A 13,609-nucleotide genomic window follows, 5' to 3' on the forward strand; every position below is an offset into this window, starting at 1 on the left:
CCCCCGTTTCTGAACGCGTTCAAGGAGGGCGTACGCTGCCCTCATGAGCGACACGAACGGGCCGAGAGCCCTTCTCGCGCGCATCCGCGCCTGGCTGATCCTCTTCGTCGTCTGCCTCGTCCTGAGCGGGGCCACCGCCTTCCCCCTCGTGACCGAACTCCGGTACCTCGACTCCGCGTTGGCCGGATGGGCCGCGCCCGTCGCGGAGGCCCTGCCCGGGCTCGCCGAGTGGATCCACAAGGTGGCCGGCGGGGTCGAGGCGGCCGGGGACGGAGCCCCGTACCTCCTCTACGGCACCGACTGGCTCGCCTTCGCCCACCTCGTCATCGCCGTCGCCTTCTACGGGCCCTACCGCGACCCGGTCCGCAACATCTGGGTCGTCGAGTTCGGCATGATCGCCTGCGTCGGGATCATCCCGCTCGCGCTGATCTGCGGGCCGATCCGGGACATCCCCTTCTGGTGGTCGGTGATCGACATGTCCTTCGGCGTCTTCGGCATCCTGCCGCTGCTCCACGTCCGCCGCATGATCAAGCGCCTGGAGGCCGCCACGGCCCCGGCCGCGCCCCCGGCGGCCGTACCCGCCGGATAGGGCGCCACCCCGGCGGCCGTCCCGCCGGACGGGGCGCCCCCGGTGGTCGTACCCACCGGACGGGCGCCCCGGTGGTCGTACTCGCCGGGGCGCCCCGGCGGTCAGTCCGGCAGGCCGTAGGCGCCGACCATCAGCGACAGGACCGTCCGGTTGGTGTCCTGGCCCTTGGCGTCCGTGGAGTTGACGCTGTAGACGAGGGTGCGGGAGCCGTCGCGGGTCGAGGCGATCGCCGCGTTGTACCCCCAGCGGCCGCCGGTCTTGCCCCAGACCTCGCGCCCGCCGAGCCGCTTCATCGACAGGCCCACCGAGAAGGCGGCCGGATCGCCGCTGCGAAGGTCCGCGACCCGCGGCAGGGTGAACATCTCCTCCAGGAGCGGGCCGCGGACCACCCGGCCCGCGAACAGCGCCCGGGTGAACCGCTCCAGGTCCGCCGTGGTCGAGACCAGGTCCCCGGCCGCCCAGCCGTCCGTCACCCCCCAGACCGAGACGTCCCGCAGGCCGGTCGTGCCGTCGTCGAGCCGCATGGTCTGGTAGCCGTGGTTGTACGGGCCCTCGATCCCCGGGTCCGCGCCGGGGAAGTAGCTGTCCCGCAGGCCGAGCGGGCGCAGGATCCGGCGCTCCACCTGCTCCTCGTACGCGTCCCCCGTCACCCGCTCCACGATCAGCCCGGCGACCGTGTAGCCGATGTTCAGGTAGTGCTGGCGGGTGCCGGGCCGGAACTCGCGCGGCTTCGCCGTCGCCGAGCGGACCAGCTCCTCGGGGGTGTGGACGTCGAAGCGGCGCTCGTACCACTCCTCCACGGTCTCGCCCGGCAGGTCCGCCGGCGGGATGCCGTGGGTGTGGTTCAGCAGCTGGCGGACGGTCACCGTCGCGTACCGGCCCGGGATCAGCTCCGGCAGGTACGAGCGGGCCGTCCGGTCCAGGTCGATCCGGCCCTCGGCGGCCAGCTGGAGCACGGTCGCCGCCGTGAAGACCTTCGTCACCGACCCGGCCCGGAAGCGGGCCGCCGGGTCGGCCGGCGCGCCCGACTCCAGGTCGTGGACGCCCGCGCTGCCCCGCCAGGAGCCCTCGGTGCCGCCGACCCGCACCAGGGCCGCCGTCGCGTCGGCGCGCGGCAGGCCGGCGATCACCGCCGACAGGTCGGGGGAGGTCGCCGGGGCCGCCGGGGCCGGGGCGGAAGCCGCCGGGGCCGTCGCCGCGAAGGCGGGGGAGAGGGCGGCCGGTCCGGCCGCGACGCCCAGCGCCAGGGCGGCGGCGAGCAGGGTGCGGGTGGACCTCTTCAGGGGCGCGTTCATGTCGGACTCCTCGGCTGTGGGCTGTCGTTCGCGATGCCCACAGCCTTCCGGAGCGGCCCCCTCGGGCGGATCGCCCGCACCGGCGGTCCTCGCCGCTCAGCCCCTCGCCGGAGCGGGGGAGGGACCGGCCCCCGGCACTCCCCCCGGCGGGGGAGGCGCCGGCGCCACCAGGCCCGTCTCGTAGGCGCAGATGACCGCCTGGATCCGGTCCCGCAGCCCCAGCTTCGCCAGCACGTTGCCCACGTGGGTCTTCACGGTGTGCTCGCTGACCACCAGCTCCGCCGCGATCTCCGCGTTCGACAGGCCCCGCGCGAGCAGCAGCAGCGTCTCCCGCTCCCGGCCCGTCAGCACGTCCAGGCGCGGGTCGGGGGCGACCGTCCGGCGCGGCCCGCCCGCCGTGTACTGCTCCACCAGGCGGCGGGCCACCGAGGGCGCGAGCAGCGAGTCGCCCGCCGCGACCACCCGCACCGCGTGCACCAGGTCGTCCCGCCGGACGTCCTTCAGGAGGAAGCCGCTCGCGCCCGCGTGCAGCGCCTCGTACACGTACGCGTCCGAGTCGAAGGTCGTCAGGATCACCGTCCGGCAGGCGCTCTCCGCGCTGATCGTCCGGCACGCCTCGATGCCGTCCATCCGGGGCATCCGGATGTCGAGCAGGGCCACGTCCGGCCGGAGCCGGCGCACCGCCTCCACCGCCTCCGCCCCGTCGGCGACCTCCGCGACCACCTCGATGTCGTCCTGGACGTCGAGGATCAGCGCGAAGCCGCTGCGGACCAGCTCCTGGTCGTCGGCCACCACCACACGGATCGTCACGCCCGCACCTCCGCCGCGTCCGGTACGGGCAGGACCGCCCGCACCTCGAAGCCCCGCCCGTCCGGACCGGGGCCGATGTCCGCCGCACCGCCGTGGGCGGCGGCCCGCTCCCGTATCCCGGTCAGGCCGTGGCCCGCCGAGCGGCCCGTCCCGGCGGCCGGTCCGCGCCCGTCGTCGCGGACCAGCGCGGTGAGCCGTCCGCCGGCCCGTTCGATCCGCACGGTCGCGCTCCGCGCCCCGGAGTGCCGCACCGTGTTGGTCAGCGCCTCCTGGACGATCCGGTAGACGGTCGCCGCGAGCGGCGAGGGCAGCCCCGTCACCTCGCCGGAGGTCTCGTACCGGACGTCGAGACCACCGGACCGCACCCGGTCGAGCAGGGCGGGCAGTCCGGCCAGGTCCGGCTGGGGCGAGCGCCCGTCCCCGGCGTCGTCGTCCCGCAACACGCCCAGCATCCGGCGCAGTTGGTCCATCGCGTCCCGTCCGGTGGCGGAGATCGCCTCGAAGGCGGCCTCCGCCCGCTCCGGCGCCCGGCGCACCGCCACCGGGCCCGCCTCGGCCTGCACGATCATCAGGCTCACCGCGTGCGACAGGATGTCGTGCATCTCCCGGGCGATCCGCGCGCGTTCCCGCGCGGCGGCCCGCTCCGCCTCCACCCGGTGCGCCCGCTGCCGCGCGTCGGTGAGCCGGCCGAAGACGTAGGCGGCGCCGAACACGAAGAGCGAGAAGGTCAGTTCACGGGCCGACTGGGTGTTGAGCCACACCGACACCGGGACCGCGACCAGCAGCAGCGCGGCCGTCACCGCCCGCTGCCAGGGCGGCGCGAGCACCGCGATCGTGTAGACGCACACCAGCCCCTGGTAGGGCAGCGGCTGGCCGGGACCGTCCACCGCCAGCCGGTACACCCCGCTGGCGGCGAGCACCGCGAGGAGCACCGCCATCGGCGCCCGGCGCCGCCACACCAGCGGCAGCACGGTCAGTGCCGTCAGGCCGTACGCCGGCCAGGTCGCCGGCTCCAGCTCCGGCGGGCGCGGCACCACGAAGGGCATCGTCACCGCCGCCTGCACCAGCAGCGCGATCCCCGCGTCCACGGCTCCCGGATGCGCCGCGCCCCACTCGCGGGCCTGCCCCACCCCCCGTATCCGCATTACGGCTTGCGGCCCACCGCGCCGAACTGGGCCACCGCGACGGCCTCCGGCGCGCCCCACCGGGCGCAGGAGACGACGCCCGGCTCCAGGAGCTCCAGACCGTCGAAGAAGGAGGTGAACTCCGCGCGGGTGCGGGCGGTGATCGGCGGGGTGGCGTTCTCGTTCCAGAACGCCATCGCCGCCTTGTTGCCCTCGCCGCCCAGCTCCGGTTCGAGCGTGGGGTGGGTGAGGACGAGGTGGCTGCCGGACGGCATCGCGTCCATCAGCGTCCGCACGATCGACCGGGCCTCGTCGGTGTCCATGACGAAGTTGAGGATGCCGAGCATCAGCACCGCGACCGGCCGGTCCGGGTCGAGCACCTCGCCCGCCGCCGCCAGGATCTTCTCCGGGTCGTGGGCGTCCGCGTCGACGTACTCGGTGACGCCCTCGGGGGAGCTGGTCAGCAGGGCGCGGGCGTGGGTGAGGACGATCGGGTCGTTGTCGACGTAGACGATCCTGGCGTCCGGCGCGACCCGCTGCGCCACCTCGTGGGTGTTGTCGGCGGTCGGCAGCCCGGTGCCGATGTCGAGGAACTGGCGGATGCCGCTCTCCTCGGCGAGCCGGGTCACCACGCGGCCGAGGAACGCCCGGTCGGCACGGGCGACTTCGCCGATGCTCGGGTAGAAGGCGGTGACCTGGTCGCCGACGGCCCGGTCCACCGGGTAGTTGTCCTTGCCGCCCAACCAGTAGTTCCACACCCGGGCGTTGTGGGCGATGTCGGTCCGGATCCGGTCGTTCATCAGGGAGCCTTTCGCAGGACGGCGGCGAGGACGTCGACCCGGTTCGTGGTGATCGAGTCGACCCCGTTCGCGATCAGCCTACGCATGCTCCCGCGGGTGTCCGGCGTCCAGGCCGAGACGAGCAGCCCGTCCCGGTGCAGCCGCTCGGTCAGCGCCGGACCGACCAGTCCGAAACGGTAGTTGAGCCACTTCGGGCGGACCCGGTCGAGCAGCACCGGACGCGGCGGGGCGAGCGAGGTCCAGGTGAGCGCGATCTCCGCGTGCGGGTCGGCGGCCCGCACCTGGAGCATCGCGACCGCGCCGGCGCAGTAGTAGACCCGCTCGCCCGCGCCGGCCTCGCGGACCGTGCCGACGATCTTCCGCACCGAGTCCTCGTTCCCCCCGGGCAGGTCGAGCATCAGCCGGTGCGCCCCGGCCGCCAGCAGCGCCTCGCGGAGCGTCGGCACCCCGCCGTACGTCAGCTCGCGCAGCTGCTCGTGGGTGAGCGCGGAGAGCGGCCGGTCGTGGCCCCACAGCCGCTTCAGGGTGTCGTCGTGCAGCAGGACGGGCACCCCGTCCCTGGTGAGGCGGACGTCGACCTCGACCGCGTCCGCGCCCCGCTCGAAGGCGGAGCCGATCGAGGGGAGGGTGTTCTCACGGGCGCGGTACGGGTCGCCGCGGTGGCCTACGACAGTGACGGATCGCATGGCCCCATTCTTCGCCGGGCGTCAGCGCGCCAGCCACTCCTCGGTGTACGTGTCGATCTCGGAGGAGATCCGCTCCTTGCCGGCCGGGTCGAGGAAGGACGCCTCGACGGCGTTCTTCGCGAGCGCGGCGACCCCGCGCTCGTCCAGCTCCAGGAGCCGGGCGGCGACCGCGTACTCGTTGTTGAGGTCGGTGCCGAACATCGGCGGGTCGTCGCTGTTGACCGTCACCAGGACGCCGGCGTCGACCATCCGCCGGATCGGGTGCTCGTCGAGGGTGGCCACCGCGCGGGTCGCGATGTTGGAGGTCGGGCAGACCTCCAGGGCGATCCGGTGCTCCGCCAGGTACGCGAGGAGCTCCGGGTCCTGGACCGAGCTGGTGCCGTGGCCGACGCGCTCGGCGCCCAGGTCGCGGATGGCGTCCCAGACCGTCTGCGGGCCGGTCGTCTCGCCGGCGTGCGGCACCGAGCGGAGCCCGGCCGCCCTGGCCCGGTCGAAGTACGGCTTGAACTGCGGGCGCGGCACCCCGATCTCCGGGCCGCCGAGACCGAAGGAGACCAGTCCCTCGGGGCGGATGCCGTCGGTGACGGCGAGCCGCGCGGTCTCCTCGGCGGCCTCCAGACCGGCCTCGCCGGGGATGTCGAAGCACCAGCGCAGCACGGTGCCGAACTCGGCCTCCGCCGCCTTGCGGGCGTCCTCGATCGCCGCCATGAAGGCGCGCTCCTCGATGCCGCGGCGGGTGGAGGAGTACGGGGTGATGGTCAGCTCGGCGTAGCGGATGTTCTGCCGGGCCATGTCCCGGGCGACCTCGAAGGTCAGCAGCCGGACGTCCTCGGGGGTGCGCACCAGGTCCACGACGGAGAGGTACACGTCGATGAAGTGCGCGAAGTCGGTGAAGGTGAAGTAGTCGGCCAGCGCCTCCGGGTCCGTGGGGACCTTGGAGTCCGGGTGTCGGGCGGCCAGCTCGGAGACGATCCGCGGCGAGGCGGAGCCCACGTGGTGGACGTGCAGCTCGGCCTTGGGCAGGCCCGCGATGAAGGGGTGGAGATCGGTCATCGGGTCATCGTAGGCCGGTCGGGGGCGGGCCGCCGGGACGCCGTAGCATGACCGGACCAGGGAGGGAGCCCCGAGTGTCCGAGAACGCAGAGCCGCACCCGCGGGACCGGGAGACCACCGACCCGTGGGCTCCGCCGGAGCGGCCGGCCGAGCCGGTCGACCTGGGCAAGCGGCCGACCGCCGACGCCCCGGTCCACGACCAGCGGACGATCACCTCCATACCCGCCGGCGGTCCGGACGGCGGGGAGCTGCCGCCGCCGCCCGTCGCCCCCGGCGGCCCGGCCGCCTACGGCGCGCCGGCGCCCCCGCCCGCGTACGGCCACCCGCCGGCGGGTCCGGCCGGTTACGGCTATCCGCCGCCGGCGACCGCGTACGGCTACCCGTCGGCGGGCCCGACCGCGTACGGCTACCCGCCGGTCCACCCCGCGGCGTACGGGCCGATGCCCGGCCAGTACAACGGCATGGGCACGGCCGGCATGGTGCTCGGGATCATCGGCACCTGCCTCTTCTGGTTCTACGGCGTCCCGTCGATCGTCCTCGGCGTCCTCGCCCTGATCTTCGGCATCCTCGGCCGCAAGCGCGCCCGCCGCGGCGAGGCCGGCAACGGGGGCGTCGCCACGGCGGGCATCGTCCTCGGCATCGTCTCCACCGTCCTCGGGGCGGCGGTCGTCGCCCTCGTCGTCTGGGCCGTCGTGAACTACGACGAGTACGAGGAGAGCGACGTGCGGGAGCCGACCTCAGTGGCCCTCGTCGCCGGCGCCCCGCGCTGATCCACCGTCCGTACGCAGCCGCTCCCTGGCCTCCATCAGGGCGAAGCCGAGCAGGTTGAGCCCGCGCCAGCGGGCCGGGTCGTGGGCGCCGGAGTCCTGTGCGGCGAGGCCGATGCCCCAGACGCGGTCCAGCGGACTCGCCTCCACCAGGACGCGGCCCCCGGTGGAGAGCAGGAAGCCCCGCAGCCCCTCGTCCGAGGCGAACTTGTGGACGCTGCCGGCCACCACGATCCCGGAGCGCTCCCGCGCCCACACGGTCTCGTCGAAGCCGCGGACCAGCCGGCCGGCGTTCTTCGCCTCCGCCGGGGTGCGGGCGGCGAGCGCCGTCCGCTCCGCCTCGGCGTCGCCGAAGAGGCGCGCCTTCCGCGCCATCATCCAGTGCTCGGCCGTGGCGTAACGCACACCGGCGACTTCGAAGGGTGACGGCCACCACTGGCTCAGACAGCTCGCGGTGAGCCGCCCGTCCGGGGCCGGACGGTGGCCCCAGAAGTGCAGCCACTTCACCTTCTCACCCCTGCTGACCTGCTGTGTCAGCTCTTCGACGGTCATCATGCACGCGAGTCTGACATTCGCGACAGACATTCCGTACGAAGATTTTCCCGCGACCTCGACACTTGGTCGACCGATTCCGTCGAGTAACCAAAAGGCAACAACGGAATCACTTGTTCGAGCCGTATCCCTCTGTCAGGATCGGCACTCAATTCGAGCTGGGACAACGGAGAGCGTCATGGGCAACCGCTTCCAGGTGACGGACCGCTTCGCGGACGGCGCGCAGTACATCGGCGGACGGCTCCGCCCCGGATCCTCGGGACACACGCACAGCGTCGTCGACCCCGCCACCGGCGAGAGCGTCCTCACCTACGCGCTCGCCTCCACCGCGGACGTCGACGAGGCCGTGGCGGCCGCCAAGGCCGCCTTCCCCGGCTGGGCCGGCGCCACCCCCGGCGAGCGCTCCGACGCGCTGCACCGCCTCGCCGGGATCCTCGCCGAGCAGGCCGAGGACTTCGCCCGGGCCGAGTCCCTCCAGTGCGGCAAGCCGATCCGGCTCACCACCGAGTTCGACGTGCCCGGCACGATCGACAACACCGCCTTCTTCGCCGGCGCGGCCCGCCACCTCCAGGGCCAGTCCGCCGCCGAGTACTCCGGCGACCACACCTCGTACGTCCGGCGCGAGCCGATCGGCGTGGTCGGCTCCATCGCCCCCTGGAACTACCCCCTCCAGATGGCCGCCTGGAAGATCCTCCCGGCGATCGCCGCCGGCAACACCATCGTCCTGAAGCCCGCCGAGCTGACCCCCCTCACCTCGCTGATGTTCGCCCAGGCGGCGAAGGAGGCGGGCATCCCCGACGGCGTCGTCAACGTCGTCACCGGCACCGGCCGCGAGGCCGGCGAGCACCTGGTCGGCCACCCCGACGTCGTCATGACCTCCTTCACCGGCTCCACCCCGGTCGGCAAGCGGGTCGCCGAGGTCGCCACCGCCACCGTGAAGCGGCTCCACCTGGAGCTCGGCGGGAAGGCCCCCTTCGTCGTCTTCGACGACGCCGACCTGGAGGCCGCCGCCCACGGAGCCGTCGCCGCCTCGCTCATCAACACCGGCCAGGACTGCACCGCCGCCACCCGCGCCTACGTCCAGCGCCCGCTCTTCGACGCCTTCGTCGCCCGGGTCGCGGAGCTCATGGAGACCGTCCGGCTCGGCGACCCCGCCGACCCGGCCACCGACCTCGGCCCGCTGGTCTCGCACGTCCACCGCGACCGGGTCGCCGGCTTCGTCGAGCGGGCCCGCGGCTACGCGACCGTCGTCACCGGAGGCGAAGCCCCTGGTGGAGAGCTCGAGAACGGCGCATACTATCGGCCCACCCTGATCACCGGAGCCCCGCAGGACAGCGAGGTCGTGCAGTCGGAGATCTTCGGGCCGGTCCTGGTGGCCCTGCCCTTCGACGGCGACGACGAGGGCATCCGGCTCGCCAACGACACCCCGTACGGCCTCGCCGCCTCCGCCTGGAGCCGCGACGTCTACCGGGCCAACAAGGCCACCCGTGAGATCAAGGCCGGCTGTGTCTGGGTGAACGACCACATCCCGATCATCAGCGAGATGCCGCACGGCGGATACAAGGCGTCCGGCTACGGAAAGGACATGTCCGCCTACTCCTTCGAGGAGTACACGCAGGTCAAGCACGTGATGTTCGACAACACCGCGGTGGCGGCCAAGGACTGGCACCGCACGATCTTCGGGGACCGATAGTCGTCAGCCGCCCGACCAGCGGCGCAACCATCCCGAAAGGGCACAGCGCATGGAGCAGTACGAGCCCGACCGCCTCTCCGCCGCCCAGCTCGCGGCGATCCGGCGCAGCATGACGAGCGGCCGTGGTGCCCTCAGCCGCCGTTCGCTGCTGCGCGCCGGTGGCGTGGGCGCGCTCACGGTCGGCGGCCTCGCCGGCCTCACGGCCTGCGGCATCCCGCCGGCCAAGCGCGAGGGCCAGGGCCCGGCGTCCACCGACCGGTCGGCCAAGGAGAAGACCCTCAGCTTCTCCAACTGGACCGAGTACATGGACGTCAGCGAGGACGAGAAGTCCCGACCCACCCTGGAGGCGTTCGCCCAACGCACCGGGATCAAGGTCAAGTACACCGAGGACATCAACGACAACGTCGAGTTCTTCGGCAAGATCAAGCCGCAGCTCGCGGCCGGCCAGGACACCGGCCGCGACCTCGTCTGCGTCACCGACTGGCTCGCCGCCCGCATCATCCGGCTCGGCTGGGCCCAGAAGCTCGACCCGGCGAACCTGCCCAACGCGTACGCCAACCTCTCCGCGCAGTTCCGCCGGCCCGACTGGGACCCGGGCCGCTCCTACTCGTACCCCTGGACCGGCATCTCCACCGTCATCGCCTACAACGTCAAGGCGACCGGCGGGAAGAAGGTCGACTCGGTCAGCCAGCTGCTCGACGACCCCGCCCTCAAGGGCCGGGTCGGCTTCCTCACCGAGATGCGCGACACCGTCGGCATGACCCTGCTCGACATGGGCAAGGACCCCGGGAAGTTCACCGACGCCGACTACGACGCGGCCATCGGCCGCCTCCAGAAGGCCGTCGACAAGAAGCAGATCCGCCGCTTCACCGGCAACGACTACACCTCCGACCTCGACAAGGGCGACCTCGCCGCCTGCCTCGCGTGGGCCGGCGACATCATCCAGCTCCAGGCGGACAACCCGGACATCCAGTACGCCATACCCAACGCCGGGTACATCACCTCCACGGACAACCTGCTCGTCCCGGCGCAGGCCGGGCACAAGGCCAACGCCGAGAAGCTCATCGACTACTACTACGAGCTCCCGGTGGCCGCCCAGCTCGCCGCCTACATCAACTACGTCTGCCCCGTCGACGGGGTCAAGGACGAGCTGGCCAAGATCGATCCCGAGCTCGCGGCCAACACGCTGATCCTCCCGGACAAGGCCATGGCCAAGAAGTCCCGCGCCTTCCGCTCCCTGACCAGCGAGGAAGAGACGGCGTACGAGGAGAAGTTCGCCAAGCTCATCGGCGCCTGAGCCCGTCGTCCACCCTCTTACGAAGATCCGGGACCTCCACCCATGACTGAGAACACCACCGGCGGCGACGTCCGACTCACCGGGATCAGCAAGACCTACGGCTCCTTCACCGCCGTGCACCCGCTCGACCTCACCGTCCCGCAGGGCTCCTTCTTCGCCCTGCTCGGCGCCTCCGGCTGCGGCAAGACCACCACCCTGCGCATGATCGCCGGCCTGGAGGACCCCTCCACCGGCACGGTCTTCCTCGGCGACCGGGACGTCACCGACCTGCCCCCCTACAAGCGGCCGGTCAACACCGTCTTCCAGTCCTACGCGCTCTTCCCGCACATGGACATCTCCGAGAACATCGCCTTCGGCCTGCGCCGCCGGGGCATCAAGTCGGTGAAGAAGCAGGTCGACGACATGCTGGAGCTCGTCCAGCTCGGCGACAAGGCCCGGCACAAGCCGCACCAGCTCTCCGGCGGCCAGCAGCAGCGCGTCGCCGTCGCCCGCGCCCTGATCAACCACCCGCAGGTGCTCCTCCTCGACGAGCCGCTCGGCGCCCTCGACCTCAAGCTGCGCCGCCAGATGCAGCTGGAGCTCAAGCGGATCCAGACCGAGGTCGGCATCACCTTCGTGCACGTCACCCACGACCAGGAGGAGGCCATGACCATGGCCGACCAGGTCGCGGTCATGAACGGCGGCCGGGTCGAGCAGCTCGGCGCCCCCGCCGACCTGTACGAGAACCCGAGGACCACCTTCGTCGCCAACTTCCTCGGCACCTCCAACCTCATCGAGGCCGAGGTCGTCGAGACCGGCGCGGACGTCGTCGTGACGGCCGGCGGCGGCAGGCTCAGGGTCCCCGGCGACCGCTGTACCGACGCCGCCCGCCAGGGCGGCAAGCTCCTCGTCGGCGTCCGCCCCGAGAAGATCTCGCTGACGCACGCCGACGACGCCGGCTCGATCGCGGACGGCCGCAACAAGGTCACCGGCCGGATCGTGGACTCCTCCTTCATCGGCGTCTCCACCCAGTACGTGGTGAACTCGCCGGCCGGAGCGGAGCTCCAGGTCTACGAGCAGAACATCGAGCGCGACGCGCGGCTCCGCCCGGGCGCCGAGGTCGTCCTGCACTGGAACCCGGCCCACACCTTCGGCCTCGACGCCGCCCAGGACATCGACGCGGGCGTGGAGACGGTGGAGGACGCCTCGTGACCACCACCCTGACCAAGGAAGCGGCGCCGGGACCGGTCGAGGAACCGGTTCTGCGCAAGCCTCCGACCCGCAAGCGGCTCGTCCCCTACTGGCTGCTGCTCCCCGGCATCCTCTGGCTGGTCGTCTTCTTCGCGCTGCCGCTCGTCTACCAGGCCTCCACCTCGGTGCAGACCGGCTCCCTCGAAGAGGGCTTCCAGGTCACCTGGCACTTCCAGACGTACGTCGACGCCTTCACCGAGTACTGGCCGCAGCTGCTGCGTTCGCTGCTGTACGCGGGCACCGCCACCGCGCTCTGCCTGCTGCTCGGCTACCCGCTCGCGTACCTCATCGCCTTCAAGGCCGGCCGCTGGCGCAACCTGCTGCTCGTCCTGGTGATCGCGCCCTTCTTCACCAGCTTCCTCATCCGGACCCTGGCCTGGAAGACGATCCTCGCCGACGACAGCCTCGTCGTGGACGCGCTCAACGCGCTGCACGTCCTCGACGTGACCGGCTGGCTCGGCTGGACCGAGGGCGAGCGGGTGCTCGCCACCCCGATGGCGGTCGTCTGCGGCCTCACGTACAACTTCCTGCCGTTCATGATCCTGCCGCTCTACACCTCCCTGGAGCGGATCGACGGCCGGCTCCACGAGGCCGCCCAGGACCTCTACGCCTCCCCGGCGACCACCTTCCGCAAGGTGACCTTCCCGCTGTCGATGCCCGGCGTCGTCTCCGGCACCCTGCTCACCTTCATCCCGGCGAGCGGCGACTACGTCAACGCCGAGCTCCTCGGCTCCACCGACACCAAGATGATCGGCAACGTCATCCAGTCGCAGTTCCTCCGCGTCCTCGACTACCCGACGGCCGCCGCCCTGTCCTTCATCCTCATGGCGATCGTGCTCCTCATGGTCACCGTCTACATCCGCAAGGCGGGAACGGAGGACCTCGTCTGATGACCTGGCTGCGCAAGAACGTCGTCGTCATCGCGGGCCTGCTGACGCTCGCGTACATGATCCTGCCGAACGTCGTGGTCATGGTGTTCTCGTTCAACAAGCCGAACGGGCGCTTCAACTACTCGTGGCAGCAGTTCTCCCTCGACGCCTGGAAGGACCCCTGCGGCGTCGCCGACATGTGCGAGTCGCTCACGCTCTCGCTCCAGCTCGCCGCCTGGGCCACCGTCGGCGCCGTCGTCCTCGGCACGATGATCGCCTTCGCGCTGGTCCGCTACCGCTTCCGGGCGCGCGGCGCGATCAACTCGCTGATCTTCCTGCCGATGGCGATGCCCGAGGTCGTCATGGCCGCCTCGCTGCTCACCCTCTTCCTCAACATGGGGATCGAGCTGGGCTTCTGGACGGTCCTCATCGCCCACATCATGTTCTGCCTGTCGTTCGTCGTGACGGCGGTCAAGGCCCGGGTCATGTCCATGGACCCGCGCCTGGAGGAGGCCGCGCGCGACCTCTACGCCGGGCCCGCGCAGACCTTCCTGCGGGTCACCCTGCCGATCGCCGCGCCCGGCATCGCCGCCGGCGCCCTGCTCGCCTTCGCGCTCTCGTTCGACGACTTCATCATCACCAACTTCAACGCGGGCTCCACCGTGACCTTCCCCATGTTCGTCTGGGGCTCGGCACAGCGCGGCACCCCCGTTCAGATCAACGTGATCGGCACCGCGATGTTCGTCCTCGCGGTACTGATCGTCGTGGCCGGGCAAATCATTACGAACCGGCGCAAGAAGACAGCAACAGCCTGAGCGAAAGCCGTCTCAGGCACCGAAGGAGT

At 72.0% G+C, this 13,609-nt stretch carries 14 protein-coding genes; 7 read left to right on the forward strand and 7 right to left on the reverse strand.

The window, feature by feature from the left end; translation table 11 throughout:
* Positions 1-43 precede the first annotated feature (43 nt).
* The gene (locus ACFQ8C_RS01525; protein WP_383451025.1) at positions 44-589 is read left to right on the forward strand and encodes a hypothetical protein; all 546 of its coding nucleotides are present in this window, start codon (positions 44-46) and stop codon (positions 587-589) included.
* Between the two features lie 101 nt (positions 590-690).
* On the opposite strand, the gene ACFQ8C_RS01530 is transcribed toward ACFQ8C_RS01525, so the two are convergent.
* The 6 genes from ACFQ8C_RS01530 to ACFQ8C_RS01555 form a co-directional block, all read right to left on the reverse strand.
* Positions 691-1,884, reverse strand: a complete 1,194-nt coding sequence (locus tag ACFQ8C_RS01530) for a serine hydrolase domain-containing protein (RefSeq protein ID WP_383451028.1) — start codon at positions 1,882-1,884, stop codon at positions 691-693.
* A gap of 96 nt (positions 1,885-1,980) precedes the next feature.
* Positions 1,981-2,694, reverse strand: coding sequence for a response regulator (locus ACFQ8C_RS01535; protein ID WP_383451030.1), 714 nt, complete (start codon positions 2,692-2,694; stop codon positions 1,981-1,983).
* Positions 2,691-3,839: a sensor histidine kinase gene (locus tag ACFQ8C_RS01540; protein ID WP_383451032.1), complete on the reverse strand. Its 1,149-nt coding sequence runs from the start codon at positions 3,837-3,839 to the stop codon at positions 2,691-2,693. The genes ACFQ8C_RS01535 and ACFQ8C_RS01540 overlap by 4 nt, the downstream gene beginning before the upstream one ends.
* On the reverse strand, positions 3,839-4,618 hold the full coding sequence (locus ACFQ8C_RS01545; protein ID WP_383451036.1) for an SAM-dependent methyltransferase: 780 nt from the start codon (positions 4,616-4,618) through the stop codon (positions 3,839-3,841). The genes ACFQ8C_RS01540 and ACFQ8C_RS01545 overlap by 1 nt, the downstream gene beginning before the upstream one ends.
* A complete protein-coding gene (locus ACFQ8C_RS01550; RefSeq protein WP_383451038.1) occupies positions 4,618-5,304 on the reverse strand; it encodes a glycerophosphodiester phosphodiesterase in 687 nt (228 codons plus the stop codon). The genes ACFQ8C_RS01545 and ACFQ8C_RS01550 overlap by 1 nt, the downstream gene beginning before the upstream one ends.
* Before the next feature lie 21 nt (positions 5,305-5,325).
* Entirely contained in the window at positions 5,326-6,357 is a 1,032-nt protein-coding gene (locus ACFQ8C_RS01555; RefSeq protein ID WP_383451041.1) for an adenosine deaminase, read from the reverse strand.
* A 74-nt stretch (positions 6,358-6,431) separates the two neighbouring features.
* Here ACFQ8C_RS01555 and ACFQ8C_RS01560 point away from each other — a divergent pair, with 74 nt between their 5' ends.
* Complete coding sequence (locus tag ACFQ8C_RS01560; RefSeq protein WP_383451044.1) at positions 6,432-7,127, forward strand: DUF4190 domain-containing protein; 696 nt, start codon at positions 6,432-6,434, stop codon at positions 7,125-7,127.
* Here the strand turns inward: ACFQ8C_RS01560 and ACFQ8C_RS01565 are convergent.
* On the reverse strand, positions 7,095-7,679 hold the full coding sequence (locus ACFQ8C_RS01565; protein ID WP_383451046.1) for an NADAR family protein: 585 nt from the start codon (positions 7,677-7,679) through the stop codon (positions 7,095-7,097). The two genes, ACFQ8C_RS01560 and ACFQ8C_RS01565, sit on opposite strands and share 33 nt — an antisense overlap.
* Positions 7,680-7,854: 175 nt before the next feature.
* On the opposite strand from ACFQ8C_RS01565, the gene ACFQ8C_RS01570 reads away from it, so the two are divergent.
* The 5 genes from ACFQ8C_RS01570 to ACFQ8C_RS01590 are packed head-to-tail and all read left to right on the forward strand — an operon-like array spanning position 7,855 to position 13,580.
* Entirely contained in the window at positions 7,855-9,369 is a 1,515-nt protein-coding gene (locus tag ACFQ8C_RS01570; RefSeq protein WP_383451049.1) for a gamma-aminobutyraldehyde dehydrogenase, read from the forward strand.
* Positions 9,370-9,418: 49 nt separating this feature from the next.
* Positions 9,419-10,666: a PotD/PotF family extracellular solute-binding protein gene (locus ACFQ8C_RS01575; protein WP_383451051.1), complete on the forward strand. Its 1,248-nt coding sequence runs from the start codon at positions 9,419-9,421 to the stop codon at positions 10,664-10,666.
* Positions 10,667-10,708: 42 nt separating this feature from the next.
* Entirely contained in the window at positions 10,709-11,857 is a 1,149-nt protein-coding gene (locus tag ACFQ8C_RS01580; protein ID WP_383451054.1) for an ABC transporter ATP-binding protein, read from the forward strand.
* Positions 11,854-12,786, forward strand: coding sequence for an ABC transporter permease (locus tag ACFQ8C_RS01585; protein ID WP_383451056.1), 933 nt, complete (start codon positions 11,854-11,856; stop codon positions 12,784-12,786). The genes ACFQ8C_RS01580 and ACFQ8C_RS01585 overlap by 4 nt, the downstream gene beginning before the upstream one ends.
* Positions 12,786-13,580: an ABC transporter permease gene (locus tag ACFQ8C_RS01590; RefSeq protein ID WP_383451059.1), complete on the forward strand. Its 795-nt coding sequence runs from the start codon at positions 12,786-12,788 to the stop codon at positions 13,578-13,580. Before ACFQ8C_RS01585 ends, ACFQ8C_RS01590 begins: the two co-directional genes overlap by 1 nt.
* Positions 13,581-13,609: the final 29 nt, after the last annotated feature.

It is taken from the genome of Streptomyces sp. NPDC056503 (genome assembly GCF_042794995.1).
Classification (GTDB): domain Bacteria; phylum Actinomycetota; class Actinomycetes; order Streptomycetales; family Streptomycetaceae; genus Streptomyces.